Source organism: Vibrio sp. 2017_1457_13, assembly GCF_030851525.1.
In the GTDB taxonomy this organism is placed as follows: domain Bacteria; phylum Pseudomonadota; class Gammaproteobacteria; order Enterobacterales; family Vibrionaceae; genus Vibrio; species Vibrio metschnikovii.
Map to the genome: position 1 here is coordinate 1 of NZ_VHTA01000016.1, position 26955 is coordinate 26955.

A 26955-nucleotide genomic window follows, 5' to 3' on the forward strand; every position below is an offset into this window, starting at 1 on the left:
AACGCACCGATAAGCTCTGCGAGATAGGTCGCTGGCGTGCCTTGTGGGATGCTCAGTTCAATATCATTGACGAGCAGGGTCATATTGGCAACGGTAACGTGAGTGGCTTGATACTTTGTGGTCTTTTCAACGACTTCTGCTTTAACAAAGCCAACCGTGTTCGGTTTTTCGATGTGCTTTAACTGTTGGCGCTTAGCGTAAAAAGTGGAGAGGCTCAGTCCGTTACGCTCACAGAATAATCGTTGTGATAGCTGGCTGGATTCATAGCGTTCGAACAGGGTTCGCCATTCTTGGTTAGTGCGTCGTTTGGCCATTTCAAATCTCCTTTGGGTTGGAGGTTTGATCTTATTATTCGGGATAGACGATTAGAATGCGGGGTTTATGATGCGCTTACGGTCTTTTCAACGACTTCTGCTTTAACAAAGCCAACCGTGTTCGGTTTTTCGATGTGCTTTAACTGTTGGCGCTTAGCGTAAAAAGTGGAGAGGCTCAGTCCGTTACGCTCACAGAATAATCGTTGTGATAGCTGGCTGGATTCATAGCGTTCGAACAGGGTTCGCCATTCTTGGTTAGTGCGTCGTTTGGCCATTTCAAATCTCCTTTGGGTTGGAGGTTTGATCTTATTATTCGGGATAGACGATTAGAATGCGGGGTTTATGATGCGCTTACAATGTTTCAGCCCGAATAGGCTGAAACGAAGATGGACATAAATAAATCAGTGAATTTGCTAAATTAGCACCTCACGAATAAGTTCAGGTATTGCAAATCTAGAATCAAGTAACCACCAAATTCACTCAATCACTACAACGGTATTTCAATTCTTTGATCATTGAATTAGACATTTAGTTCGTCAAAGAAGCCAACTGTAACGGGTATATCACTGTCAGCGTTATCGTACGAAACAGGAACGGTCTGCCTAAACAACAACATTACTTTCAATTCGTTTATAGATTCGAGCTTCAAGTAATCCCTCAACTTATCAATGTTTTCATCCAAAACTAAGAAGCGGTCCATGTGTTTCTTTAGGCGATCAGGTTTGCCATCTGATTTCGTTACACCACGAAATTCGTATATTTGTTTAGCTATTTCACCTTGAGTTTTGGCAAATTCTAGGTCTTTACATTCAACGAGGTAGACAATTTTTTCTGAAGGGTTCCATGCGAGCACATCAACATCTCCAAAGTCTTTCTTGGTTCTTTTTTTAAGAATCTTGCTGACCTTCACATCAGCCTCAACTTTCCAACCCAAGCTACTGAATTTGTCAGCAGCTTCTTGGTTGAATCTGTGCCCCGACTTATTTCGTTGCTCTCCAATCCATTTTTTCATCGCTTTAGTGTTGAAAAATGAGCCGTCTAGAGTTGCGTCAAATGAATTGGATAAGCAATACAAAACCCCTCTTCGTATTAAGCTTGGGGCTATAACAAGCTTATCGCCAAGTATGATTAATGGCCGCGCTGTCAATGACAACCTGCGTCGATATCTCCATGGAGAAATATCGCTTACACGATAACCTGAAGATAAGGCCATCCAGCTGGATCTTTGTGGTAGAGTAAATCTATCCATAAAAGCTTTCAACGCAGCATCAGATACACCACTAGTATTCGATTGATAAAACAGCTTTGAGCATGAGATTTCATAGACAGCTTTGTTTTTTTCGACCCCAATATTTTCAAAAACATCTAAGATTTTTCTGGCTTCATCGATAGATACCCCAAACTCTTCATGCCAAGCAGCCTCGAATTCTTGACCTAGTAGACCGGCAACCTTTTCATGAACTTCTGGTTCAGAGAAATGATCATCATATTTATTTGAAGCATGGTTTATCATCACTGTCTGAACGGACTTACCGTAAGGGTTTACTACAGTGTCATACGCAGTGTGATCGAATTGTACATCACCATATGTGGAAAGCCTTAGATGGGGCTTAACCAACTCATACATAATCGAATCTGAAAGATTGCCATATTGGAAAATTGCAGTTGCAAAAGTTATTAGCTTAGTTAAATCCAGATGATTTGGAACTTTTCCGCCATCATCTAAGGATTCACAGATGGCCATTTCAATAAGAATCCTAGACCCCGTAAGTGCAGAATTATTTGAAGAAATTCGCTCCAATGCGACTGAATATACATCATCTTTATCATTATGGAGTCCCAGCATGGCTTTGAAAGTACGCTGCCAATGCTCAATATCTGCTTCTACAGCAGTATGGTTTTCAAGCAAGAAAATAATTAGTGCTTTCTTGTTAAAAGACCCCAAATATGACTGAATTTCCTTCCAAAGATTCAAAGTTAAGTCTTGTAAATATTGCGTGCATTCAGTTTTGCCGTAGATATTGCATGGCTCGGTATGGCTTTTCGACATCCATGCTAACCCAATTTTAATGGTGGCATCATCAAAACGGTCTAATGCTAAAGGTTCAGGTAAGCTCATTTTGACGTAATCCAGAAAGGATTGTGCGGTGAGCATATGCACTTCTTTACCATAATTATCTGTAAAAACATGACCTAAAATACTTTCAACTAGCTCCTTATGGTCATTACATTCAACAGACTCTTTTATAAAAACAGTAAGCAATGATTTTATGATGGTTCTCTCAGCAACGTTGTCAGCTCGATGAAATGCAAGAAAATAGTTTTTTAAGAACTTACAGCTTATATGCAGAATGCCGTTTTCTACAGATGTAGAGGTCTTTATTAAATTGCTTAGAGTTTCGGGGGCAAGTACTTGAGATACTTGAGTAGGGACATCAACATCTTCAAATTCAATCTTAAAACAAACATTAGCGTATGATGAAGAGCAGGCCAATTCAGATAGCGCCAAGTCAGTCCTACATATCCAATTACAGACTCCATGCCACAATCTATATAAAAGGTCTTTATTCTGATTTTCATTATGTAAAGGAGTGCACCACCATGAGCATAGATTCCCTTCGATCAAGCCTAGCAATTGACCATTTTCAAGGTTATCTACCGATGCATAAATTGGTTTAAAACGATCTTCTTTGAAGTAGCTACTTGTAGTCAACCTTCTGACAGAAATTACCTCACCATACGGGTTTAAAACTTTATGTATATCGTCCTCATTTTGAACTTCCCAACGAACATCTAACAGAGCATTCTGTGTGATCATCATAAATATTGATGATAAGTTACCAACGTCTTCATCAAATGCTGAATGAGGGATAATGTTAAAATCGTTATCTTTGGCCCAGCTATATAGATTGAGTAAGCCGTTTACATTTTGAGTGTGGACTCCAACATCAAGTACTCTGTGTTTAGCTTCAATCAACCGCCAGAAAGTAAATGGATTCATACTAGTGATTCGATTGAATGTATCTAAATCAGGTGCAGGGACAGATTCTAAAAGCCAGTTGCTAGACTCCGATTCACCTTCAAGTGATATCATAACTGAACGTCCCCAACCACAGCCAATAAGAATGCTAAGGCCGCTCTTAAACCCATCTATTTTTGACGAGTAGCTATACGCTTTCTTAATTCTTTCCGCAATAGCACTTTCTAAGTAAGAGTTCGAAGTCGATGCACCGTTAACAAATCCATTTTGATAGTCGCAAAAGTCGTCAAAAAACAGTAAGAAATGTACGTACCTTTGCTCATCAATACCAACGAGAGCGTCTGCACCGACAATACTTCCGTTTGAGTCTCTAAATGGTGAAAACGGTACATTACTTATTTTGCCCAGTAACCGCGAGTCTTCAGAAAAGAATCTGGCATATCTGACTTGCATGGCATGTTGTAGCCGATCTAATAAACCAAACCTATTGGCTTGTTCGATCACAAAGAGACGAATTGCGACACTTATTGCTGTTGGTAAAGCTAAGATATAAGTGCTATCTTGTGCCTTGTAAATAGGCTTACGTTCTAATGAGGAGCTTCCAAAAGCTTCATTAGTAAGCGAAATGAGATCAGGGTTCTCAAAAATAAATGGCTTAAGGTCCTTCTCTGAGACTCCCAATTGAGTTAGGTCATCCAAGGAAAAACTGACTATATTACGTTTTTCAGTTGATATATAAGAATGGAAGTCCCATTCAGATTGAGGGTAATCACTACCTTTCTGATAACGCTTTAAACTTTTCCTACAAATGGACTCATTCGATAAAATGAGGATAGCTCTTACTGATTTTTTTATACCTGAAAACGGTTTGTTGTCTGGCATTCCATCTATCAGGTCGATAAAGATTTGTGTATAGAAACATGAGCTTTCCCAAAGCCCATTGAGGAACATATATGACCCTTTGATTGAATTGGCTACCCCAACCATCGTATCTTCAGCCGGATCTTCCCATGAACCAATATATGTAGAATGAATGCCATCAAATAATCGACCTATTTCAACTGCATTCATTACTTTCTGACCACGCTGAGATAGAAAAAGCTGATGAATCATAGTCTCGGTAGTTACCAAGTTACTATGGAGCTCTTCTTCGTATAGTAGTCCCGCTAGTTTTATAAGAGCGTCGTCAAAGTCAAAGTCATCAATTAGCTTATTTATATTGTGATCTGCTCTAAGCTGGCCAAAAGTTGGGCTCATCATTTGTTGACTTGCATTTAATAGGCCTAACTGGGAAAAGTCCATATCATCTATATTCATATATACAATTCTTAGCTATCAGTCATTGAAAAACTTGTCCAAACGGTTACTTGGAGACAAGAGGCTTTAGTGGCCGCAAACTTGCTTTGGGGGCTCAACGAGTTACTGTGCCGTGACCTTTGTTTGGCACGCATCCCCCTCACGCTACCAAGGCTTCATACATCTGATAGCTCTACTATGCCAGCATTGATTACTGTACATTTAGATCCGTCAACCAGATGTGATGGCATTAGCAAAAGTACGGAAAATGGAGCGTGGGTTGTTTAAGCAGAGCAAAGACTCTAACCAAGGTTGGGGCATTTTCGAGCTAGAAGATGCCGAGTGTAGCTATGGTTTGTGCAACAGGCTGTTTCATAATTAGAAAGCTTGTTTGGTAGTTTGACTACAACCAGAATAGCTTATCTAAATATCAAACTTAGAATCACCCTTTAGTCGGTCATACTCAGCTTTCACGTCTGGATCTTCAAATGCTTTGAGTTTTAATACTTCGAGCTGACTGAGCTTCCTTAAAGTCAAACTTCCATCACCATTATCAACCCATTCTATTGGATCACCTTCGTTCCAAGACAAGTCTTTTTGTAATTCATCAGGTATTAAGAAGTAGCATTCGCCATCTTCATTTTGTTCAATTTTCACTCGCATTAAATACATGCTCATACTAAATCTAAGGTATGTTTTAGGTTTATCGCATTACAATCGATTAGGCAAATAAGATAGCTTAAAAATGTTAGGGTAAATCTAGGCTAGATTAGACTGGGGCACTAACGCGCCATAAAAGATAGCCTGACACGCCTTTGGTGAACTTTCAATCAAAGCCTTAATTTGTGGTAAATGATTTACCACAACTTACCACAAGCCATTTTGGGGAAAAAGTGAGTTAGCGATAGTCGCCCCAACACGTCTATGGACAAAAGTTACTTAGAGTAATCACTTAAATTAGGAAAGTGCGGATAACTTTAGGTATGCGAAAGTCGCTTAGTAATGTGTCCAGTTTTACAGGTGCAGATCATGGATAAGTTGTGCAGCTATTGGAAGTCTGTAGAAACAGCATTCAACTTCCCAAGCTGAATGCTGTTATTTGTATTCATCTACTATTTCAACGCTGATAGAACCTGACGAAAACTATCCAATCCAGCTTCCATATTCTCAATGATTTCTTCAGCCAAATCATCAGGTTCTGGTAGATTTTCAAGGTCAGTTAGTGATTTATCTTTCAGCCAGAAAATATCCAAACTGGTTTTATCGCGAGCTAATACATCCTCACGAGTGTATTTGCGCCAGCGACCATTGGGATTGGTTTCTTCATTCCACGTTTCGGTACGATCATGACGGTTATCGGGATTGTAGCACTTAACGAAGTCTTCAAGATGATCCATCGTCATCGGCTTTTTCTTCAAGGTGTGATGGACATTGGTACGATAATCATAAATCCAAATATCTTTAGTCCAAGCATCTTTCTGAGCAGGTTTGTTATCGAAGAATAATACGTTTGCTTTAACACCATTGGCATAGAAAATACCAGTTGGAAGGCGCAAGATTGTATGAAGCTCTGTACTTTCCATTAGCTTCTTACGTACTGTTTCACCAGCACCACCTTCAAATAATACGTTATCTGGAAGTACAACAGCCGCTCGACCTGTCGTTTTCAACATACTACGGATATGCTGAACAAAGTTAACCTGTTTATTCGATGTGGTAGCCCAGAAGTCTTGACGATTGTATGTGAGCTCATCAGTCTCCTGTTCCCCCTCTTCATTGGTGAATGTCATGCTACTTTTCTTGCCAAATGGAGGGTTGGCAAGAACCATATCTACAGTTTTTGATGGTTGAGCAATCAATGCATCATCACCACTTATTAGGCTTTCACCATCGATCTCGCCGATGTTGTGTAAGAACATGTTCATTAGACATAAGCGACGAGTATTGGCAACAATCTCGTTTCCGAAGAACGTTTCACTCTTCAAGAATGCCTTTTCTTCTTTATCTAGTTGATAGTTATTTTTGTCTGTTAAGTAATCATAAGCAGATAAGAAGAAACCACCTGTACCACAAGCAGGGTCAGCTATAGTCTGCTTGGGCTGAGGCTTCATACACTTAACCATCGTTGAAATTAGTGCACGAGGCGTAAAGTACTGACCTGCACCAGACTTAGTGTCTTCAGCGTTTCGCTCAAGAATGCCCTCATAGATGTTGCCTTTAACATCAGCACCGAGCATAACCCACTTCTCACCGTCAATCATATCGATAAGACGCTTCAGTTTCGCAGGATCTTGAATTTGATTTTGAGCTTTCGTAAAGATTTGACCAAGCATCCCTTTCTTTTTAGCTAACTCTCGAAGAACAGAAACATATTGAACTTCCAGTGCTGCTCCTGATTCGGATTTAATACTCTTCCAGTTGTATTCTTCTGGTACGCCTACATCACGGTTATATGGAGGCTTACTGTATTCATCTGCCATTTTAAGGAAGATGAGGTATGTAATTTGGGTGAGGTAATCACCATAACTAACGCCGTCATCACGCAACGTTGTACAAAAACTCCAAACTTTAGTAACAATGCTTTGTGTGTTCATTCTCTTTTCACTTATTCTTTTCTTGTTAACTGCCTAAACACTCAACTTTGATTATGATTTTACCGTCTTATTGGCCGTCGATTTTTTCTTGCGTGCAGCAGCCTTTTCAGTTCTGTCTTTCTCAGCAATTCTTTGTTTTTCAATGGCTATTCTCTTAAGCAATTCAATTGCAGGTTCATCCTCTGAATCTTGGGCAACGAGCTTACCAGTGAATGCATTCTTAAGAATTGACTGACGAAGAAGCTCTGCTTTAATCAGGTTTGTCTCTATATCATTTTCTATTTGTTCACTGATAGAGATCTTCTCATCTAAGAGGGTCAAGATTAGCTTCTGTTCATTCAAGGAGATTACAGGGTACTCATATTCAGAAATTACAGCTTGATTTATTTTGTATATACCAGCTGTAGTTCGTGCTGAGTTTTCAATCTGTTCTCTGAAAACTGCGGAATTCCAAAAGTAAGAGAATAGCTCTGGTATTATGCCTTCTTTCGGTAGAGATAATCGAACAATAGTGTCAGGGTAAGCTACTTCAAATTTTATCTCATTAACAAGGGCTCCTCTACCAACAAGCCTTTTACTACCATTGCCTCTTGACAGCAAGAAATCTCCCTTATGGATAATGTATGGTTTAGCATCCTTCTTTGTCCAAAGTCCCTCTTTTGATTCGCTTAAATCAACATACTTAGATTTAAGTGAAGTTAACCTTAAGACGGGGAAGCCGCCTGGTAAATCTCTAACTGATTTACCATTAGCGGGTTTACTCAGTAATATGTTAATTAAACTAGTTTTATACCAAACCTTACTGTTCCCATTTTCAGAAGTATTAACTGAGTTACTCTTTAGTAATTTAGGTTTAGTTGGCTTTTTGCCTTTTTCACCGTTGTCTTCCCAGAGCTTGACCTCAACATTCCATTCTTCGAGCTGACGTTGATAGATCTTCTCTCGCTCCTTTTGAACTTGAATGAGCAGCTCTTTTGGAGGCGTTAATTTATCTTCGTTATCAATACGCCAACTCTCTGTCAATTTACCTTCAAACGCCTGTTTAAGAAGGGTTTGTCGATAAACAGACAGTTGTTGCTTTGCTTTAGTTAGGCTCTCAATACCTGAATCTAACTCTGAGAATAACTCCTCAATTCTTTCCACGATCCTTTTTTGTTCATTGATCGGAGGAATGGGAATCTGGATGTTAATAGCAGCTTTATCATTAAGAGATGACTGTGTACTCCCAGTGCAAAGTTTATCTTTGATTTCACCGAAAACTCTTGAGCTAAAATAATAAGACAAATATTTGCTATCGATTGTTCCTGCATAGCTTCTACATTGAAAAAAACCAGTCGAAAAGAGCGCACCAGAGAGAGCATCATTAACAATAAAGCTCTTATTGGTACTCTTCATACGAGCTTGAAAAACATCACCCTTAATGCCAATCCTATTAGCTCTCGATGGCTTGTCTGAATAGCTGTACGAACCTTCTGGTGTATAACTTTCTCCATCAATACTACCTGTCGAAAAATATTCTTTTATTTCTTGGAACTCTGGTACACCAGTTGGAACATAGTTAATGTCATTAACTAAACTCGCCCATTCCCAAGAATCTGGAATCGATTTATTAATCATCAAGCCACTAACTCACTATTCAAATCATCAATAATATTGTTCATTTCATCACCAAAGAGCTCATGCATCATCCCTAAACCACCCTTTCCATCAAACGGTGTACTATCAAGATCTTCGGTCTCAAAATGGAATGATGTTGTGAAGTGGTCACGAATCATACGCAACCAGTCCATCTGCTCATTTGTAAACTTCGGATTACTCCCAGAGTGGTGCTTCATCACCCAATTCTGGAAGTTCTTCTTAACCGTTTCATCAAAGTTCGAGATTTTATCATCAATCCCAACAACACGACGGATTAATGCAATCAAAGCAGTCAACTCAGTGATTGGTTGGCTACTTTTTACATCATCAAGGCGTTCATATGCCTGCCAAACATTGATAGGTGCCAATTTCGGTTTATCTGACTTCAGCTTATCCAACACAGCCTTAACCATACTGTGTGTAATTTCTCGACGACGATGAGGTTGATCGTAGAAAATCTCTAAAGCCGTAATTTCATTTTTGTGAGCTTCTAGATATTCACCAAACTCAACAGCAAGTTCTTTCGCTTGATCTACTGAAGCCTTTTCCCAGTCAGCAATCAACACTTCATCCATATTTTCATGGTCAATTTTCTGGTCTTTTTCTCTACGGATCGTATCAATTAGATCAATCAGTTCACCATTAAAAATGTTAGCGAACTGACTGACCATTTCTGCCTGTGCTTTGTTTCTGTTTTCTTCACCAGGATCCATATCACCATGTTGACCAGCGATGATGCGTGCCCTTTCTTCAACCTTATCGCCATCAATTGCATCAAAAAGACCTTTAACAATCTGCGTGATAGTTACACCATCTGTTAAGGCTTCGATACGCTTATGTTCTTTGGAATCTAATTGCTTATTTAAGCGAGCTAATCGACCAGCTAATGAACTTACCGAGTCAGTGTCACTAGCACCCATCATGACTCCCATTGCTAGATCTTTTAATGGGACTGTTGGTTTCGTAATCAACGGTTGGCTTGCGGTCTTCAGAGACTTGGTAACACCAATTGCATCCACAATTACATAGTGCGTCTTAGCTGTAGTTGCTGATGGTGTCACTTTCTTCAACTCATCCAAATCAAGAGTTCGTGTACCACGTCCTTTCATTTGCTCGAAGTAATTACGACTCTTCACATCACGCATGAATACAAGACATTCAAGAGGCTTAACATCAGTTCCTGTTGCAATCATATCCACAGTTACAGCGATTCTAGGGTTGTATCCTATTCGGAACTGAGAAAGCACAGACTTAGGATCTTCGCCTTTCTCAACTACGTTTCCATCTGCATCTGTTTTGCCTTTCTTTACTCGATACGTGATCTTCTTACAGAAATTATTTCCTTCATCAAAGACTTCACGAACCATCTGAATGATGTCATCTGCATGGCTATCAGTCTTTGCAAAGATAAGCGTCTTTGGTACTTCTTCACGATTAGGGAAGATTTGAGGCAAACTATCCCTGAAAGTAGTTAACACAGTACGTATTTGACTTGGGTTAACGATATCCTTATCTAATTGCTTCGCAGTATATGCTTCGTCTTCATCTTGCTGTTCCCAGCGTTTCTTCCTAGTAACACGTTCACGATGCTCAACTTGCTGTTTGGCTCGTAGCTTCTCACCTTCTTTAGTGATTTTGGTTTGGATCGTGAAGACTTCATTACCCACGTTTACACCATCAGCTACTGCTTTCTCATGGTCATAGTCACTAACCACATTTTGTTTAAAGAAACCAAATGTTCGATTATCAGGAGTAGCTGTCAGACCAATAAGGAATCCATCAAAGTAATCTAAGACTTGTTGCCAAAGGTTGTAGATTGAACGGTGACATTCATCGATAAAGATAAAGTCAAAATGCTCAATTGGCACTTTAGGGTTGTATGCTACAGGTACAGGTTCTTTAGGTTTAGTGAGCTGTTCTGCTGGGTTTTGTTCTTCAAGAGCTTCATCTAACTCTTCGTCTTTTAGAATCGAGTACATACGTTGGATTGTACTGATACATACCTCAGCATCTCTAGGGACGTACTTCGATTTCAACCGTTGAACAACATGAAGCTCTGTGAACTTGCGGGTATCATCACTAGGCGTGAAATTCAGCATTTCTTGCTCTGCTTGTTCACCCAAGTTCTTGGTATCAACAAGGAATAGAATTCGTTTGCCTTTTGCATGTTTTAGGATGCGATATATCGATGTGATAGCTGTGTACGTCTTACCTGCACCAGTCGCCATTTGAATCAAGGCACGAGGTCTATTCTTCTTCAATGAATCTTCAAGGTTAGTAATTGCCACTTCCTGACAGTCACGTAATCCAAGGTCTTTAGCTGGTAGGTTGCTTGGGTTTAGCGGTGGAATAGCTTGTAAGCGAGAGCGTAGCGAATTACCTTGTTCAACCCATTCTAGTAAGGTCTCTGGTCTGTGAAAGTTGAACACTTCACGAGATCTTGGTTTAGGGTCACGGCCATCTGTGAAACGAGTAATAACACCAGTACTTTCATAAAGAAATGGAAGTGGTTCACTATTGTTAACCCACTTCAACTTTGCATTAGCGTAACCTTTAGTTTGTATTTCAACCGTAGTTATCTTCTCGCCTGCTTCTTCTCGCTTGGCTTCAATGACACCAACAGCTTTCTTATCTACAAACAGAACATAATCAGCTGGACCAACATCAGTCTGATACTCACGAATCGCTTGCCCGACACCATCGCTCAAGTTAATTTTATTTTTATCTTGGACAGCCCATCCTGCTTCTCGCAACATCTCATCAATTTTGTCGCGAGCAATTTGCTCTGCGTTTTGATTAACCATAACCTAGCCATCTCCGAAGCACTAACTATTTACAACTATTGATATTTATAGTGAAAATTTACCATAGAAAACTCTGCTAGCTAAGGCTTATGCATAAAATTTGATAGTAATGAAGATTGTTAACTATAGCTCGGATAACTTTTTGTAGGGCAAGAAAACTCTTTTGAATAGAGGAAGAGTATTTAATCTAAACGGTTTTGGGGCATAATCAAGTTGAAGGAACAGATCCAACTTGGTTCGTTTGAATAAGAAAAATCTATGGCAATATAGTAAGCGTGTCATAAACCCCACATTCTAATCAATCTCGGCACGCCATAAGATCAAATCTCCAACCTCAAGGAGATTTGAAATGGCAAAAAGACTCTCTCATCAAGAATGGCATACCCTATTCGATCAATACGAATCCAGTCATCTGTCTCAACGCGTGTTCTGTGAACAAAATGGGCTGAGCCTTTCAACCTTAGATGACTATTTGGTTGATCTTAAGATTACCGATACAGAAAATGGCGGACTTTTTGGCGTCAGATTTTAGTTTTGATCTTATCCAATGAAGGAGAGGTAGCTTTTGCTACCTCTCCTTCATTTAACACTACCAAAATATTTAATCTATGCTCATGCTCGCTTGTGGATAGTGTGTAAACGTTCATAACAACCCTTCTATCGAGGCAAAGTTCACTAAATTTCAAGGTTACAGGTCGAGCACTGTTAAATAAGCGCTTCTATATTTTTTAGCCAAGTATCAAACAAAGGGCATTTCTCTCGCATAGTTTCTAGGCCCACTTCTAAAGCCGCCAAAGTTCCTAAAAGTGGTTTTTCATAACCAAAAATATGGTTTTCGATGAGCTTACTCGGTGCCGTTTGTGGGCTGTTGTTGATATGTTCTGGTGAGTCGAATCTGTTTGCGATCTCGGTAAAGGCCGTTTCCAATTCTACTTTATCCATACCTTGAGCCATCTTTATCGGATCGCTAAAGAGCAGTGCTTCAAACTCGTACATCTGCACGTAAGGGATAAACCGACGCATAGCGTTCGCACCTATTTTCTCAGTCAATTTTTCAGCGAATGCGTTTTGTAGTGTTTGAGCCTTAACGGCGACAGGTGCATTGGCATCGACGGCATTCTTACCAGGGAAGCTCTCTGGTAACCCGTAGAAATCAAAGAAGGTGGTGCAATAGCACTGTTGATCTGCCAGCAAACGTTTTTCGATATCAGGAGCAAGCCGTTCAAACTTGAAGTTTCCTCCTTTATGGCCTGGGCGACCAATAAGCCCTGGCATCAAGTAAATGCCTTTAAGGGCGAATGGCTCCACCAGCAACTCTTTCACAAAAGCTTCTTCTGTTTGTCCTTCACAAATTACATGCACTATGGTCATTTTGATGGTCTCCCACCAATGATGTTTTTCTCCCATAGCTCGCCAATCGAATAATCATCTAGCCAAGTACGGAATTTATCAGCATCTAAACGTTTAAAGGTCGATGCGCCTTCTTCACGCTCTACAACAATCAGATCATCCAATTCAAATTCATTTAGTAGTGGAACGGATTGCGTAGATACGATCACCTGCATCCGTTTTGACGCACTGCGTAACAATGCCCCTAATAGCGTTATCGCATAAGGGTGTAAGCCTAGTTCTGGCTCATCTATGATGATTGTCGATGGTGGGTTAGGTTGCAATAAAGCGGTGACCAAACAAATGAAACGGATAGAGCCATCAGAAAGCTGACTTGGCCAAAGAGGGTAGTCACTATCGGTTTGTTTCCACAGTAAACGTATTTGCTCTTCACCAGAAGCAAGCGGAATAGGCTTTAGTACGAAATCGTCAAAGAATGGCACAGCTAAGCGTACGGTTTTACAAATTTGTGCATAGACCTCAGAGTTTTCACGCTGTAGCTTAAATAAGTATGCGGCTAAGTTGCTCGCATCTGAACGTAGATACTCGTTATCGTGAACTGCCCCAAGGCGTTTTACTGCTGCTGTGTCGCTCGTATCGTGGAAATGGAACACCTTGATATTGGAAAGTAAGTGATATGCTTCAGTTAGGTGTTTGGCTGGCTTCTGAGAGGTGCGCTCTTTTAGATGACTCTCCCGAGAACCTCCCCCTAGTTTCTCAAAACACGCTTCTCCAAAGTAGATTTCCTCTTCTAGAATGGTGAGGCTTTCATCTACCGTTGGAGCAAGGAATATTCCATAACCATCTCGGTCATTAAAACGAAGAGTAGAAGATAACTGGCTCGTTTCTTTTAAGCCAAAGGTTAGTACGCGATCAGCGCCACCTTGTTTACTCGTCCAAACTTGCAAACGACCTTCAACTAACTCATGCAACATTCTAAAGTAACTGACAAAGTTACTCTTACCGACGCCATTTGCACCGATAAGGACGTTTAAGTTGTTGAGCTGTAGCTTATCCAGCGAACGGATAGACTTAAACCCCTGGATGGTTAACCTGTCTATCTTACTCATTGGCTTCCTCTTTTCTGATAACGACGCATTGTTGATTGAATGGCTTGATGATTTAGCAGAACTAAGCGCATTTCGATTGATGGACGATTATACCTCACAACCGTACTTTCTGCGCTTTTGTCTTTGTTGTCTCAATAAAACTCTGACGGTCTTAAAGTTGTGCATCAAGTCTAAGATGAGAGTAGCACACAAATCCGCGTCACTTTATAGCTGAAAATACCACGATTTGCCGTTGCTGACCCATAGCAATCAAAACAATTTCAGATAGATATTATCTACGTGCATATACATACATTCTCATTTTTAGGAGCTTTCTATGCGCGAAAATAACTACTATTTTGATGGTCCTGTTACGGCGGACAGGGTGCTTGACGCGGCCGCAGAAATCCTTGCTGCACGTGCCCTACGAGGCGATCAATATTGCAATCCTGAAGCAACAAAAACCTATTTATCTTGCAAATTAAAACACCATGAACGAGAGGTGTTTGCGGTGATGTTTCTTGATAATCAGCATCGTCTAATTGCTTTTGAAGAACTGTTCTTTGGCACAATTGATTCGGCAAGTGTTTATCCCCGTGAAGTCCTCAAAGCGGCTTTAAAAGTCAATGCTGCCGCGCTCATCCTTGCCCACAATCACCCTTCTGGCGATGCCACACCTTCCCAGGCCGATAAACAAATTACTCAAAGGCTTAAAGAGGCTTTAGCGCTGGTGGACATTCGAGTGCTTGATCATATCGTGGTTGGCGATAGCGCCATCTCTTTTGCGGAAAGGGGGCTACTATGATCCAGAAAACATCGGGTGAACTGGAACTGCTGGATGGCTTTCATCGAGCATTGCTGTTGGTAATCCAACGTTATTCGATTCCTCCACAAGCTCAGCGTATGGTCCTGAACTGTCGACAAAGATGCTATTACCAGACGGGGCAGGGGCTTCATCCCATTGAAATACAATTTCGTCGAACATCGGCCAGTGAAGATTGGCAGGTTGTCTGTTTAGCGAGTTTTTCTTACTCGGAAAACAAACCGAGTGAGACGGAGCCTGAACTCTACTTTCATCTCTTCAATCTTTGGTGCTATCAACCAGACAGCGGCGCTGCGAGTCTCGCACATCCACAAGTGAAAGCGCTGTTAGATGCTTGGCTGAACGCGCTCTCTCGACACCTTACTCAATCCCTCTTTGATGACATTCAGTTATCGATGATTCAAACCTTCGATGAACATCACTCATGATCACGTTTTAACCTCGGTTAGTTTTAGGAGATTTAACCATGTCTATACTGAATTTTACGCCGTCAGCGCTGCCTGTTTCTAATAAGCTTCTGGCGTTATTAAGCCAATATTGTCATGCCTCAATGGAATCGACACAGTCCACCAGCCATGCCCTCTCTATCAATTTTCGAGACAAAAGCTATAGCGCGGAAGAAGGGGGATATCATCCGGTTGAGATTGGCCTCAACATTGTGAATGGTAAAACGGTTGATATTCTCTACATTACCGATTTTGCGTATATGGGGAACTATTATCCGGAGCTAGAGCGATGCATTGATTTTGACTTTGGCAATCAAGTTGCTTTTACCGTTGCTACGGGATGGCAAAGCATTCGCACTCTAGGTATCGATGAACTGTATCAAATGTGGGAGCAAAACTTTCTGCAGTATGTTGAATGGACGTGTTACGACGATATCGAAGTTAGAGAGTTTAGGTAATGGCTTAATAAAGGTGAGTTGCATTACCCCCTATCATTCATCAGTAGTTCATTCTCCTATACGTTCATCACGCTCAGCAACTCGTTCAAGAATCCAATCTTGAATCTCACTTTCCAGCCACGCAACACTGCGAAAACCAAGTGACACCGATTTTGGAAATTTCTTCTCAGCCATCAGTTTGTACATATAAGCTCGGCTTAATCCAGTCATATCCAATACTTCTTTCAATCTAATCAATCTCATTTTTCATTCCTCTAGAGTTTATCCTCATGGGAAAGAGATGAGCTGTAAATTTTCGACTCAAACTTAAGGAATCACTATCTATGTCTACCACTAACGATCTCTTTACTACTTTAGAAAGCGAGATTCTTCATGCGTCATTAAATGAAGCCGATCGCTCGAAGTTACTTAATAACTTAAAACAAATTAAAAAAGAAAAGCTCAATATCCTCATTACGGGCGCAACTGGTGCAGGAAAAAGCTCAACCATTAACGCATTATTCAACATGCCGATAGCAGAAGTTGGCATGAACAGTGAGCCTCACACTGAATGCGTTCAGCATTACCAATTAAATAATCTGGTACTGTGGGATACCCCAGGATTAGGTGATGGTATAGATGAAGATAGAAGGCACACAAAAGCCATCAAACATTTGCTCAATAAGAAAGATGCCAATGGACAGCTCGTCATTGATTTAGTTTTGGTAATCCTTGATGGTGGTTCTCGTGATTTAGGTACACCATTAACGCTCATTAATGACATTATTATTCCTCACTTAGGAGACGAAGCAGACAAACGACTGATTGTTGGTATTAACCAAGCGGACGTCGCACTCAAAGGTCCAAAATCATGGAACTATATTGATAACGAGCCGACCGATGAAGCGTTAGCTTTTCTTGAAAAACAGCAAGCAACGGTAGCCAAACGAATACATAAAGCCACACAGATATCGATCACACCTGTCTATTTTGTTGCAGGATACAGTGATGGTGTTAATCGACAGCGACCGTATAACTTATCAAAGTTGTTGTATACGATTGTCGATTTATTGCCCAAAGATAAAAGAGTAATGCTGGCGAACCGAACTATTTCCAACGATGTGAATAATTGGAAAGACAACGACGCCAGCGATTACAATAAAAAAACCAGCTTAAGTCTTTGGGAATCCATTGTAGAAACAACACTACAAGGTGCGTCTATTGGTTCCGATATAGGCGCAATATTTGGAAAACCTGGAAAGGCTATAGGTAAAGTGATTGGTTCTGTTGCTGGAGTATTCTTCGGTGGTATAAAATATATCTTTGGTTTTTAAAGATAATGATTAAAAAGAGGGGAAGCCTCTTTTTTTATTTTCTGCTAGAAGAAAAGTTTCTCAATCCGTTAGAATATACTTTTGTGTCAATCTTGGCTAAGTAGCTTAAGCGATAAAAACACTGTTTGTATTCTTCTAGGTAAGATTCCTTTCCCTTGTGGATGTAATAAGTGGAGTTTTTAGGGAAGTGAACACTACTTTCCACTTGAAAGTATTCAATACCTAAAGCACTCGCCCATGCCTCTTTTATCATTGAAGATAAATTCCCACTATCATTGCTAAAATTCCCTAAACAAAAGTAAACATCCTTGTTAAGAATTAATGCAACATGATAGTGCGGTGTTTCTGAACAGGCTTGCTCTCTCGCCCAAACATATCTTAATTTACATTTCCCAATCTTTCCCTTTCGGTTTAAATCACTTTCTATCTTAGATTTCAATGACTCAATAAATTTAGTAATTGTACAGCTATTATAACCAAAGAAATATTTTGGATATCTAAGATCGACTCGTTGAACATAAACTCTATGGTACTCAGCTAATGATAAGTCTAATGTTTCTTTTATTTTACATAAGTATTGGTGCGCCAAATGGCCGTGATCGGTTGTAATAGGAAAAGACATAAATTCAGATTCATTAATCATAGTAAGGTTTGGATTAGATAAAAACGTTTTCATTAGTTACCTCTGTTGTTGTTCATTCATAGTAGGTAACTGTCTTGTTATTTTTATAGTCTATTCAATGTAAAGGTTATATATATTACTACACCATGATTTTAGATATATAGATTGCCGCGTGTTTATTGAACTTGGTGTGTGTGTTCCTTGGCTTCTCACTCTGATAATAAATTTTTTCTGTAAAGTGGCTTCTCGTTATGTTTAAATTTGTAACCAATCCCATTAAGCAACAAGCCTGGTTTCATTGTCATGGCGAAGATTCCTTTGTTGTATTGTGTTTTTTGTCACGTTTTCAGTCGCTACCATCATGATATAGTCATAAAAATATCATGTTAAAATCAATGCTTTTATCACGTTAAAATCAATGGTTTTATCATGCTGTTATTGATATTTTATAATTAGTGATTTATGTTTTTATTTAATTGGTTTTTATATTTGTGTTTTTGAGGGGGTGATATGGATGCGGTAAAGGGTGTTATTGATAAGGAGTTATATTCACACATTAAAACTGATAAAGAGTTTTGTTATCTTTTATGGTTAATGCTAATGGATGCTGAAGTTCTTAGTCGTTATTATGATATTTTTTATGATCGTCATTTAGCCACTGAAGGCGACTGTACCATAAGATCTTCATTGTGTTTTTTTATTAATGAACATGTTAATTTCCTTTATAAAACACCCTCAGCCCCTAGAACTCATGATGAGCGTTTTATTGATATTAATTTGTTTTTGCTTAGTTTTGAGTGTTTAGTAGAGCGTAAGCTTAATCGTATACCGAGAGATTTTTATTCGTTTGATTTTAAGGTTAATGATTTTTTTAAGTTCATTAGGAAGGAGAAAGCTATACATGATAACAGCCGGATTTTTAATTGGCTAAGCCCTCGAGATGAAAAGCTTTGTTTATGGACTTATAACTATTTATGTAAGGCTGGTGTTATTAGTGAGTCTTTTTTTTATAATAATGAAGATTTATTTTTATATTGTAAGGTTGGTTTCACTTTATGGAGAGAACTTGATGAGGTAAAGAGTGAAAGATATAGGCGTCTCATTTTGGCTAGAGATGAAAGAAATTATAGAGAAAGAAAGTCAAAAAAAACCAATAGAGAAAGGACAAAGCGAACCAGTAAGAAGTATGGAAAGAAAGATGTATATGAAAATATTTTATTAATGCTAAATAAGGGGGCTGACATTGATGTTATTTATGATGCTGTAAGTGATATTAGAAGTAGGCTAGTAAAGTTTGATGGTGATTTAAAATAACATGGCCATCTTATTTTAGGAACCTTGTTGAGTTTCCTTGCACCTACTTATTCTCGTTAAAATGTCCAACAATCTGCCATTGAGCTTGGTATATGTGAAATTATTTTGAGAAAGTTTAAAATTTATTATTTTAGTAAAATCAGCAAGAAAGAATAATAGAAAGATTTTCATGTGGTGTGCGTTATTGTTAAACTTATGGAATATAGAAACTGATGGCTTTTCTCAGACTTATGGATAGATCAAACGTAGAACAGGGACAAAAAGTGGGAATCAATGGATCTAAAAAGCATGAAGGTTTGCTCCACTTGTTATTTGAATTGGATTGGGCTGTCGGGAGGATAGTGGCAACATTACTCAACGTTTGTCTGTTCATCGCTTTAGTAGGGATGGCGCTGATATCCCTATGGCATGCGCTTATTAATATTTTTGAATACCAAGAAGGCTTGTCCGACATTTCAAATATCGAGGCCGTGTTCGTCATTTTAGCTTTAGTTCTTTTAAGGCGATATTTCATCTACACACGTCAAACGAGTGAGCGTTGGTGGAATATCTGGTCCATGCCTTTAATCTGGTATGGTAGATTTGTACTAATGGCCTGGTTGGTCGTCAGTGTTGTTACTTTGGCTGACTTGCAAGAGGGGACTAAGTATCTAGACTTGGCACGCCTCCATGGTGAGAACTATATCCAGATGTTTGAATTTGCAGGTATTCTTTTAAGTCTCTATATAGCCGTACCCAGCAAGGATAAAAGGACAATGGTTTTTGACTCTCAAGATCTAAATGGAGACGATAGTATCGCCAAGAACAATGCGAATTCACAGGATCAATCCCCAGAAACAAAATCGGATATTTAGAATGTTACGTAAAAATACTTTTTTCATTGCTCTCAGTCTCTTATTAGTACCAGCAATCTCTTCAGCTAAATCTCTCCCATTGGTAGATAGTTGCGCTGAGTTAGTCAACATATATGCGTCAAAAAATAAAAGGCATCTGCTGGCTGCTCAAACAACTTCGTTATCTGAAAGCTTAAGGGCTGGTTATTGTTTGGGTGTGATAGATCAGTACGCAAAAAGTCAGCCTCGCTGTCGATCTGATTGGTTTACGCGAGCGGAATTTATAGCGAGATACGCTCGTGAGCAACATCCACCATCTGAAAGGGACTTATTAAGGTTATCTTGTGAAATATGATGGATTGTCACCTCCTGATGCGATAAGAGCGTTGTTTTCTGTTGAACTGTCCGAATACAAGTCATTTAAAGATCTTGTTTATCCTCTTGTAAGAAGTAAAGGTTTTCTTATCGTCCATAGAGAAAGCATGGGGATTGGCTCAGAGAAAAATCATTTGCTCATAGCGCGGGAGAGCCTAAATAAGTTCCATAATGCAGTGTTGCTTCAAGGTTTTTTTGCTGATAGCAAACGTGTCAAAGCTATCTTTACCGATAGTTATAAACGGATGGAAGCAGCCGAGTTTTTAAATGTTACTTTAGCTGGTCGACAATCCATTATTGGCGTAGCCATCCACTCTGAAAAGCTGGATCAGTTTATTAATATAATGAAATCAGATGCTTCGTTGTCTGAAACTCTCTTACCTAATCCATTCCATGAACTCCCACAATTGTCAATTGGCAATGTCACCAGTGTTATGCAAACTTTGCTAGCTCAAAGTGCCATATTGACTAATGGCGAAACCATGATGTTGTATTATTTAAATGGCGATCTTCAAAAGGCTTATGAAGCCGCATCTTCACTTCAAACTGAACATCCTGTTTTATCCAAATATCAATCACTGATAACCCAAAAGTACCTTGAAGCTAATGAATTCGATAATTTATTGGATGATTTATTAAATTAGCTGTTGCGAGTGCAGTGCACTCAATCATTCTGTTCTCAGTTCATCAGGGAGAGCAAGAATGACATCGACAAAACAGCTTATTGATACATTCCGAGCTCATATTCCACTTTGTCAGGTTAAGCGTGCTTTCGAAATTGAAAGGTCACTTAAATCGGGGGCCTACTATCATAGTCTAGGAGGAAAGAAAGTTCGCTCTTTCTCGACCTTTATCAGGTTTAGACTAGGAAGAGGACTTCGATTGGTTTGGCAGGATAATTCTGATGGACTACACCCTAAAGCGATAACAACTAAGCAAGGATTTGAGCGAATAATTAAGCAAATTCATAAGTTTAGTTTTAATTAAGGAAATCAGAATATGACTAAGAAAATAACACCAAAAGACAACGCGTCTAACATCCCAAATGCAAATAAAGGTACTAATGGAACGAACCGTCAGTACGATCAGAATCAGGGTAATCGCGGTAAACAGTTAAACCCTAATCAGCAAGGGAAGAAATAAAATGCCAGATCCAAGTGAAATGTCTCAAGAAGAGCTTGATATCTGGTCAGATATCAATAATCCCAATAACGATGCTGATATGGATGATTGGGCTGATGCCCACAACCCAAATAATGATGATTACTTGGGTTGTGGTGATTAAATAAAAACCAGCCATAGTCATTAATCATTTTGACTATGGCTGGTTTTATCTTTATAGGCCAGTTCTTATATTTGAATGTTTACCGACGTGATGAATAACTTGAAGTTTGATTTTTACCGCCCCCGTACCCCACGCCGTACCCAGATAGATTTTTATTGAATCTAAAGTCAGTTAAACCCCTTATTTAATGCGCTCTAGCATCACACCCGCTTCCATGTGGTGGGTGTACGGGAATTGATCAAATAAAGCGAAGCGAGTGATGTTATGCGTAGTAGATAAAATATCTAGGTTCTCTTTTAAGGTCTCAGGATTACAAGAAATATACAAAATACGCTCATACCCTTGTACCATTTTACAGGTATCAACATCCATTCCTGCACGCGGCGGATCAACAAAAATGGTGTTACAGCGGTAACTTTTAAGATCAATGCCAGCCTCTTTTAAGCGATTAAATTCGCGTTTGCCTTCCATCGCTTGAGTAAAATCTTCCGCAGACATACGAATGATTTGCACATTGTCTATATGATTCGCGGCAATATTGTATTGTGCGGACTCTACTGAAGGCTTCGCTAATTCTGTCGCTAATACGCGATCGAAATTTTGCGCGAGAGCGAGCGAGAAATTACCATTGCCACAATACAACTCTAGTAGATCACCTTGGCTTTCTTGCGTGCAGTCTACTGCCCATTCGAGCATCTTCTCGGCAACTTTTCCGTTGGGTTGGGTAAAGCTATTCTCAACTTGTTGGTAAAGATATGCTTTATCGTTAACGTGTAGTTTTTCTACGACATAGTCTCGGTCTAGGACAATTTTCATTTTCCGAGCTCGTCCGATCACGTTGAGATTAAAGCCTTCATCGTTCAGTCGTTGTTTGAGTTGCTTAGCCTCAGATGTCCATGCTTCATCAAGCTGACGATGGTAGATCAAAGAAACTAATAGCTCGCCACTCAAGGTTGATAAAAAATCCACCTGAAACAGTTTGTGACGCAATGTTTTATTACCTTGCATCGCTTCTATTAACAGTGGCATTAGGTCGTTAATTAAACGGCTGGCGGAGGGGAACTGATCAACTCGATACTTTTCTCGAGTAGTTGGATTAAACATGACGTAATACATTTCATCCCCTTCATGCCAAACCCGAAACTCTGCGCGCATCCGGTAATATTGCTCTGGAGATTCAAATACTTCTAGCTTTGGGACGTGATAGGGCTGAAACATTTCAGTAAGGCGGGTGATTTTCTCAGCCAGTTGTGCTGAATAATGTTCAGGATTTACGTCAAGCGTCGCCATGATGGTATTACCTTTTACTGGTGCATTTATTGAAAGAGCGCAGATTTTATTCAATCTGACCTACATGTCCAGTTTTGTTGGTGATTTACCAAGTTTAAGGTAATGACAAATTACTTGATTATCATCGGTGATACTAGACAAGCTCACCATTGGTCAATAGTATCATTATAGCTGGTGATATTTAGCTGCCTAGATGGCTAAATTCTGAAAAGGGAATCTGGTGTAAATCCAGAACTGACGCGCAGCGGTAAGGGAGAACGAACGCTCATCAAAACACTGCCTAATGGTGGGAAGTCGAGTTATTAGGTTAATGCTCTCGAGTCCGAATACCTGCCAGCAACTGGGCCAGCAGTGGTGTTTTGCTCAGGAGAATCTACGCGTTTTAGGATAACAACATAATGAATAAATCTTATCTAAGCCTGGCGATGATGTCAGCGCTCTCTTATTGCTCTCTTACCTATGCCCAAAGTTTACCCGTTGATGAGACCATGGTGATAACAGTCAATCGGTTTGAGCAAAAGCAGGTATCGGTACTGGCGGCAACAACGGTGATTGAACGCCAAGAAATTGAACAATATCAAGCGCGATCTTTGACGGAGGTTTTACGTCGAGTACCCGGAATCGAGATAGCTCAAAATGGTGGTCGAGGGCATACGGCTTCTGTTTTTATGCGAGGTACCAATAGCAGTCATGTTCTCATTTTAGTGGATGGAGTTCGGATTGATTCAGCCGCTGGTGGGGTTGCCATTAATCGTTTTCCAATTGGCTTAGTTGAGCGTTTAGAGGTGATTCGTGGCTCTGGTGCCGCGATGTATGGATCTGATGCTATCGGTGGTGTGATCAATATTATCACTCGCTCTCATCGTGGAAATAATCTCAAGCAAGTGACGCTTGGTGTTGGCAGCAACCAATCCCGTAAAGGTGAAGTGGTCACGAGGACGGATGTGAATGAGCTGGGGCATCTACAACTTTCTGCAGGTTTTGAGAAAACCGATGGTTACGATATAAAAAGTCCGCAGACAGGTGTGGACTATGGTTATGAAAGCCAGAATTTGATGGGCGGCTATGAACATCGCTTCAATCAGAACTGGTTGGGGTATGTATCAGCTAGCTGGTTTGACAGTGATGTAGAATACAATTCTTCCGGTACGCTCTACCACAGTTTTTCCGACAACCAGAGTTTTACTGGGAAGATGAATTACGAAGGGAAGCGCTTAAAAAGTTTGTTGATGCTTAATTATCAGCAAACAGAAAAACTCGATTATACCCAAAGCGAGGGTAAAAATAATGCTAATACCAAGGCGAACATCGATCTTACCCAGACGCAATGGGCGAACCTTTATCAGCTGAATGACATTATTCAACTTGGAGCGGGTATTGATGGCCGCTGGGAAAAATTAGACCATGATGCGCTCAGTTATGGTAGTCGTCATGTGTTGGCGGGAGAAAGCCGAGATACCTACGGTATTTTTGGTTCTGGCAAACTGACGGTGAGTGATTGGGTTTTTGAAGCGAATATTCGTCACGATAAGCATGATAAATATGATGGCTACACCACTTGGTCTTTCGCTGCCGGTTATCAAGTTAACGATCATTATCGTATGCGGGCCAGCTATGGCACAGCATTTAAAGCACCGAGTTACACCGATTTATCAACGGCACCTGATCTTGAACCAGAAAAGTCTAAGAATAGTGAGATAGGATTCGATATCACTTATCCATTAGCGCGAGTGAGTGTATCGGCTTATGACAACCAGGTGGATAATTTGATTATCTGGTATTCTGATCCTAACGGTGCCGTGTGTGATGTGGTGAATTGGGGAGGATGCACTTTGAATACCGATGCACGAATTAAAGGGGTGGAATTGGAAGTGAACTTTGATACGGGTCCAATCAATCATACTTTAGTGGCGGAGTACAAAGATCATAAAGATGATAATCATGTGCAGTTGGCTCGTCGGGCAAAAGAAAACTACAAGTGGATTACTGCCATACAATTGGGTAACTTTGATATAAATACAACTTATACCTATACGGGTAAGCGCCTAGACTTGCCTACACCAGAGCCAACCAGTAACGATTATATTCACTCCACTAACCTGTGGGATGTGTCTGTAGGCTACTGGTTAAGTGATACCATGGTCATTCGTAGTCGGATAGAAAATCTCTTTAATGAGCAGTATCAAAGTGCGCTCGGGTATCGTGCCCCAGAGCGGGCCTTTTACCTAAACGCCAGTTACCAGTTCTAAAAAATAAGACCGCTGTAAGGCGGTCTTATTTTTTAGAACTATCTGACAAACCATACTCATAATATTACTATTTCATTACAGTGAGAGTGGTTGCCTAATGATAAAGAGGGAGTATGATCACTGACTCTTTCTTCTTGGGGTGTAGTATGCAGCAACAGTTGTCACATAAGGTTCTAATTTTTGACTCAGGTGTTGGTGGATTGTCAGTTTATCAAGAGATAGTTTCACTATTACCACAGCTTGATTATACCTATTTGTTTGATAACGCCGCGTATCCTTATGGCGAATTAGCGCAGGAAGTTTTGCTTAACCGTGTTGAGCGTTTAATTATTTCATTAGTCAAACAGCAATCTTTTGATTTAGTAGTGATAGCTTGTAATACCGCTAGTACTATTGTACTCCCCATGCTGCGTGCCAAATTATCCATTCCGGTTGTAGGCGTGGTTCCTGCGATAAAGCCAGCCTCACTCGTTGCCCATAAAGCGATTGGCTTGATTGCTACTCCCGCAACGATCACAAGACAATACACACATGATTTGATCCGTAATTTTTCGAGTAAAAAAAGTGTTGAACTGCTTGGGTCGACACGTTTAGTTGATATGGCGGAAGAGAAGCTGCGCGGGCAAGAAGTCGATAAAGAGGAATTGGCGACGATTTTAAGTCCACTGATTCAGCGGATAGATGTTGCGGTATTAGGATGCACCCATTTCCCACTCATTAAAGCAGAGATTCAACAAGTATTAGGTGATGATGTGATGTTGATTGATTCTGGTCAGGCGATAGCTCGTCGGGTACAGCAGTTGCTTGATGTAGAACCTGGCTTAAAGCATCAGCATCCGCACACGATTTTCGCCAGTGCGCCCCCTTGGAAAGAGAGCGCTCTGAATGCGAACTTAATTAAAATGGGCTTTAATCCTGTTCGTCCATTTCCTCATCTGGATGTTTTGGATCATTAGCAACTCTCACTTTGAGTGTGCGCTGCATATAGTCTTTTTCATTGAGTGCATTAATCGCCGCAGAAGCATGGGCCGTGGCAATGACTACAAATCCAAACCCTCGGCGTTTTCCTGTGCGTTTATCTTTCATTAATCGGACCGCAAACACATCACCGTATTGAGCAAACAAATCACGCACATCCGATTCATTAGCTTTATAGGGTAAGTTTCCGACGTAAAGCGTTTTTGTATTACTGGACGACTCCTCGGTTGATGGAGCATTCACGGATACTACGGAAGGATTTGATAAAACTTGCAGAGTGATCGCGGCAGAAATAACACCAATAACAAAACTTACCGCGGGATGAATCGATAATAGAGAAAAAACCAGTGCACCAATGATAGCCAGTGCAACAATAAATAATGTAGATTTATTCGAGCTCATATTGAAATACTACTTAATCAGAATGAAAGTAAGAGGCGTATCTAAGATTAACAATATAGACACATGAATCTTACGTTTATGCTTGGAGTTTTTCCAATCGATTGCTGTGACCCTCTTCAAATGTTGGAATTTTATTCAAAAATTAATGATCCGATGGCTTTTTGAGCGAACGGAAAATTAATAGAAAAAAGTACTTGCTAAGCTAAACTAACTCCCTATAATGCGCCCTCACTGACACGGCAGACGCCGCAAGGCTTCAGGCAGTGTTAGTTGAGGGAAAGCTTCTAAAGAAGAAAATTTGAAAAAGTGTTTGACTCTTCAAATTAACTCGCTAGAATTCACCTCCGCTTCGAAGCTCAACGAGAGATTCGCAAGTCAGCTCTTTAACAATTTAAACCAATCAATCTGTGTGGGCACTCGTTGATGATAATCAAAATGCTTAGCAATAAGCACTTCGGTTTCAATGAACTGAGTGACCAAATTGATAGGGCTTTTAGCACTAT

24 protein-coding genes, 2 pseudogenes and 1 riboswitch are annotated in these 26955 nt (G+C 40.0%); of the genes and pseudogenes, 12 read left to right on the forward strand and 14 right to left on the reverse strand.

The window, feature by feature from the left end; all coding sequences use genetic code 11:
- The 8 genes and pseudogenes from FKN88_RS16645 to FKN88_RS16675 all read right to left on the reverse strand — a co-directional run.
- The coding region (locus tag FKN88_RS16645; protein WP_306687733.1) for an IS66 family insertion sequence element accessory protein TnpB at positions 1–314 on the reverse strand (314 nt) is incomplete at its 3' end.
- A gap of 80 nt (positions 315–394) precedes the next feature.
- Positions 395–589: pseudogene (locus FKN88_RS16650) on the reverse strand (IS66 family insertion sequence element accessory protein TnpB); the annotation flags it as partial.
- 245 nt (positions 590–834) lie between these two features.
- On the reverse strand, positions 835–4611 hold the full coding sequence (locus FKN88_RS16655) for a hypothetical protein (RefSeq protein ID WP_306687732.1): 3777 nt from the start codon (positions 4609–4611) through the stop codon (positions 835–837).
- Between the two features lie 402 nt (positions 4612–5013).
- Complete coding sequence (locus tag FKN88_RS16660) at positions 5014–5268, reverse strand: AbrB/MazE/SpoVT family DNA-binding domain-containing protein (protein WP_306687731.1); 255 nt, start codon at positions 5266–5268, stop codon at positions 5014–5016.
- Positions 5269–5702: 434 nt separating this feature from the next.
- A complete protein-coding gene (locus FKN88_RS16665) occupies positions 5703–7184 on the reverse strand; it encodes a class I SAM-dependent DNA methyltransferase (protein ID WP_306687730.1) in 1482 nt (493 codons plus the stop codon).
- A gap of 51 nt (positions 7185–7235) precedes the next feature.
- Positions 7236–8207, reverse strand: coding sequence for a restriction endonuclease subunit S (locus tag FKN88_RS17540; RefSeq protein ID WP_373567190.1), 972 nt, complete (start codon positions 8205–8207; stop codon positions 7236–7238).
- A gap of 87 nt (positions 8208–8294) precedes the next feature.
- A pseudogene (locus FKN88_RS17545) lies at positions 8295–8801 on the reverse strand (restriction endonuclease subunit S); the annotation flags it as partial.
- Positions 8801–11626: a DEAD/DEAH box helicase family protein gene (locus tag FKN88_RS16675; RefSeq protein WP_306687729.1), complete on the reverse strand. Its 2826-nt coding sequence runs from the start codon at positions 11624–11626 to the stop codon at positions 8801–8803. The pseudogene FKN88_RS17545 and the gene FKN88_RS16675, both read right to left, overlap by 1 nt.
- A 349-nt stretch (positions 11627–11975) precedes the next feature.
- Between FKN88_RS16675 and FKN88_RS17550 the strand changes: the two genes are divergently transcribed.
- A complete protein-coding gene (locus FKN88_RS17550; RefSeq protein WP_373567189.1) occupies positions 11976–12158 on the forward strand; it encodes a hypothetical protein in 183 nt (60 codons plus the stop codon).
- 173 nt (positions 12159–12331) lie between these two features.
- On the opposite strand, the gene FKN88_RS16685 is transcribed toward FKN88_RS17550, so the two are convergent.
- The gene (locus FKN88_RS16685; protein WP_238114805.1) at positions 12332–12997 is read right to left on the reverse strand and encodes a DUF4276 family protein; all 666 of its coding nucleotides are present in this window, start codon (positions 12995–12997) and stop codon (positions 12332–12334) included.
- Complete coding sequence (locus tag FKN88_RS16690) at positions 12994–14085, reverse strand: AAA family ATPase (RefSeq protein ID WP_238105560.1); 1092 nt, start codon at positions 14083–14085, stop codon at positions 12994–12996. The genes FKN88_RS16685 and FKN88_RS16690 overlap by 4 nt, the downstream gene beginning before the upstream one ends.
- Positions 14086–14401: 316 nt before the next feature.
- Here FKN88_RS16690 and radC point away from each other — a divergent pair, with 316 nt between their 5' ends.
- The 3 genes from radC to FKN88_RS16705 are packed head-to-tail and all read left to right on the forward strand — an operon-like array spanning position 14402 to position 15791.
- On the forward strand, positions 14402–14869 hold the full coding sequence (radC, locus tag FKN88_RS16695) for a DNA repair protein RadC (RefSeq protein ID WP_158137489.1): 468 nt from the start codon (positions 14402–14404) through the stop codon (positions 14867–14869).
- The gene (locus FKN88_RS16700) at positions 14866–15315 is read left to right on the forward strand and encodes a DUF2787 family protein (protein WP_306687728.1); all 450 of its coding nucleotides are present in this window, start codon (positions 14866–14868) and stop codon (positions 15313–15315) included. The genes radC and FKN88_RS16700 overlap by 4 nt, the downstream gene beginning before the upstream one ends.
- 38 nt (positions 15316–15353) lie before the next feature.
- Entirely contained in the window at positions 15354–15791 is a 438-nt protein-coding gene (locus FKN88_RS16705; RefSeq protein WP_306687727.1) for a DUF2787 family protein, read from the forward strand.
- Positions 15792–15839: 48 nt separating this feature from the next.
- Here the strand turns inward: FKN88_RS16705 and FKN88_RS16710 are convergent, their stop codons facing one another.
- On the reverse strand, positions 15840–16034 hold the full coding sequence (locus tag FKN88_RS16710; protein WP_158137486.1) for an AlpA family transcriptional regulator: 195 nt from the start codon (positions 16032–16034) through the stop codon (positions 15840–15842).
- Between the two features lie 80 nt (positions 16035–16114).
- Between FKN88_RS16710 and FKN88_RS16715 the strand changes: the two genes are divergently transcribed.
- Positions 16115–17104 carry a GTPase family protein gene (locus FKN88_RS16715; RefSeq protein ID WP_170906603.1) on the forward strand — a complete coding sequence of 330 codons (990 nt, stop codon included), beginning with the start codon at positions 16115–16117 and terminating at the stop codon, positions 17102–17104.
- 34 nt (positions 17105–17138) lie between these two features.
- Here the strand turns inward: FKN88_RS16715 and FKN88_RS16720 are convergent, their stop codons facing one another.
- Positions 17139–17780, reverse strand: coding sequence for an inovirus Gp2 family protein (locus FKN88_RS16720; RefSeq protein ID WP_306687726.1), 642 nt, complete (start codon positions 17778–17780; stop codon positions 17139–17141).
- 456 nt (positions 17781–18236) lie between these two features.
- Between FKN88_RS16720 and FKN88_RS16725 the strand changes: the two genes are divergently transcribed.
- The 5 genes from FKN88_RS16725 to FKN88_RS16745 all read left to right on the forward strand — a co-directional run bounded on the left by FKN88_RS16725 (position 18237) and on the right by FKN88_RS16745 (position 21533).
- Positions 18237–19040: a hypothetical protein gene (locus FKN88_RS16725; RefSeq protein WP_306687725.1), complete on the forward strand. Its 804-nt coding sequence runs from the start codon at positions 18237–18239 to the stop codon at positions 19038–19040.
- A gap of 212 nt (positions 19041–19252) precedes the next feature.
- Positions 19253–19894, forward strand: a complete 642-nt coding sequence (locus FKN88_RS16730) for a hypothetical protein (protein WP_306687724.1) — start codon at positions 19253–19255, stop codon at positions 19892–19894.
- Between the two features lie 323 nt (positions 19895–20217).
- Positions 20218–20892: a hypothetical protein gene (locus FKN88_RS16735; protein WP_306687723.1), complete on the forward strand. Its 675-nt coding sequence runs from the start codon at positions 20218–20220 to the stop codon at positions 20890–20892.
- Between the two features lie 355 nt (positions 20893–21247).
- Positions 21248–21391 carry a hypothetical protein gene (locus FKN88_RS16740; protein WP_170887850.1) on the forward strand — a complete coding sequence of 48 codons (144 nt, stop codon included), beginning with the start codon at positions 21248–21250 and terminating at the stop codon, positions 21389–21391.
- 1 nt (position 21392) lies between these two features.
- Entirely contained in the window at positions 21393–21533 is a 141-nt protein-coding gene (locus FKN88_RS16745; RefSeq protein WP_170887849.1) for a hypothetical protein, read from the forward strand.
- Between the two features lie 180 nt (positions 21534–21713).
- Here the strand turns inward: FKN88_RS16745 and trmA are convergent, their stop codons facing one another.
- Complete coding sequence (gene trmA, locus FKN88_RS16750) at positions 21714–22823, reverse strand: tRNA (uridine(54)-C5)-methyltransferase TrmA (RefSeq protein ID WP_306687722.1); 1110 nt, start codon at positions 22821–22823, stop codon at positions 21714–21716.
- Between the two features lie 155 nt (positions 22824–22978).
- A riboswitch (cobalamin riboswitch) is annotated at positions 22979–23176 on the forward strand.
- A gap of 45 nt (positions 23177–23221) precedes the next feature.
- On the opposite strand from trmA, the gene FKN88_RS16755 reads away from it, so the two are divergent.
- The gene (locus FKN88_RS16755; protein WP_154169874.1) at positions 23222–25072 is read left to right on the forward strand and encodes a TonB-dependent receptor domain-containing protein; all 1851 of its coding nucleotides are present in this window, start codon (positions 23222–23224) and stop codon (positions 25070–25072) included.
- Positions 25073–25218: 146 nt separating this feature from the next.
- Entirely contained in the window at positions 25219–26028 is an 810-nt protein-coding gene (gene murI, locus FKN88_RS16760) for a glutamate racemase (RefSeq protein WP_154170724.1), read from the forward strand.
- Here murI and FKN88_RS16765 read toward each other — a convergent pair.
- A complete protein-coding gene (locus FKN88_RS16765; RefSeq protein WP_154169876.1) occupies positions 25982–26452 on the reverse strand; it encodes an RNA-binding protein in 471 nt (156 codons plus the stop codon). The two genes, murI and FKN88_RS16765, sit on opposite strands and share 47 nt — an antisense overlap.
- Between the last annotated feature and the right edge of the window lie 503 nt (positions 26453–26955).

Coding starts and splice junctions, on each gene's coding strand:
- FKN88_RS16655 (WP_306687732.1), bottom strand. CDS start 4,611: ATGAATATAGATGATATGGACTTTTCCCAGTTAGGCCTATTAAATGCA.
- FKN88_RS16660 (WP_306687731.1), bottom strand. CDS start 5,268: ATGAGCATGTATTTAATGCGAGTGAAAATTGAACAAAATGAAGATGGC.
- FKN88_RS16665 (WP_306687730.1), bottom strand. CDS start 7,184: ATGAACACACAAAGCATTGTTACTAAAGTTTGGAGTTTTTGTACAACG.
- FKN88_RS16675 (WP_306687729.1), bottom strand. CDS start 11,626: ATGGTTAATCAAAACGCAGAGCAAATTGCTCGCGACAAAATTGATGAG.
- FKN88_RS17550 (WP_373567189.1), top strand. CDS start 11,976: ATGGCAAAAAGACTCTCTCATCAAGAATGGCATACCCTATTCGATCAA.
- FKN88_RS16685 (WP_238114805.1), bottom strand. CDS start 12,997: ATGACCATAGTGCATGTAATTTGTGAAGGACAAACAGAAGAAGCTTTT.
- FKN88_RS16690 (WP_238105560.1), bottom strand. CDS start 14,085: ATGAGTAAGATAGACAGGTTAACCATCCAGGGGTTTAAGTCTATCCGT.
- radC (WP_158137489.1), top strand. CDS start 14,402: ATGCGCGAAAATAACTACTATTTTGATGGTCCTGTTACGGCGGACAGG.
- FKN88_RS16700 (WP_306687728.1), top strand. CDS start 14,866: ATGATCCAGAAAACATCGGGTGAACTGGAACTGCTGGATGGCTTTCAT.
- FKN88_RS16705 (WP_306687727.1), top strand. CDS start 15,354: ATGTCTATACTGAATTTTACGCCGTCAGCGCTGCCTGTTTCTAATAAG.
- FKN88_RS16710 (WP_158137486.1), bottom strand. CDS start 16,034: ATGAGATTGATTAGATTGAAAGAAGTATTGGATATGACTGGATTAAGC.
- FKN88_RS16715 (WP_170906603.1), top strand. CDS start 16,115: ATGTCTACCACTAACGATCTCTTTACTACTTTAGAAAGCGAGATTCTT.
- FKN88_RS16720 (WP_306687726.1), bottom strand. CDS start 17,780: ATGAAAACGTTTTTATCTAATCCAAACCTTACTATGATTAATGAATCT.
- FKN88_RS16725 (WP_306687725.1), top strand. CDS start 18,237: ATGGATGCGGTAAAGGGTGTTATTGATAAGGAGTTATATTCACACATT.
- FKN88_RS16730 (WP_306687724.1), top strand. CDS start 19,253: ATGGCTTTTCTCAGACTTATGGATAGATCAAACGTAGAACAGGGACAA.
- FKN88_RS16740 (WP_170887850.1), top strand. CDS start 21,248: ATGACTAAGAAAATAACACCAAAAGACAACGCGTCTAACATCCCAAAT.
- FKN88_RS16745 (WP_170887849.1), top strand. CDS start 21,393: ATGCCAGATCCAAGTGAAATGTCTCAAGAAGAGCTTGATATCTGGTCA.
- trmA (WP_306687722.1), bottom strand. CDS start 22,823: ATGGCGACGCTTGACGTAAATCCTGAACATTATTCAGCACAACTGGCT.
- FKN88_RS16755 (WP_154169874.1), top strand. CDS start 23,222: ATGAATAAATCTTATCTAAGCCTGGCGATGATGTCAGCGCTCTCTTAT.
- murI (WP_154170724.1), top strand. CDS start 25,219: ATGCAGCAACAGTTGTCACATAAGGTTCTAATTTTTGACTCAGGTGTT.
- FKN88_RS16765 (WP_154169876.1), bottom strand. CDS start 26,452: ATGAGCTCGAATAAATCTACATTATTTATTGTTGCACTGGCTATCATT.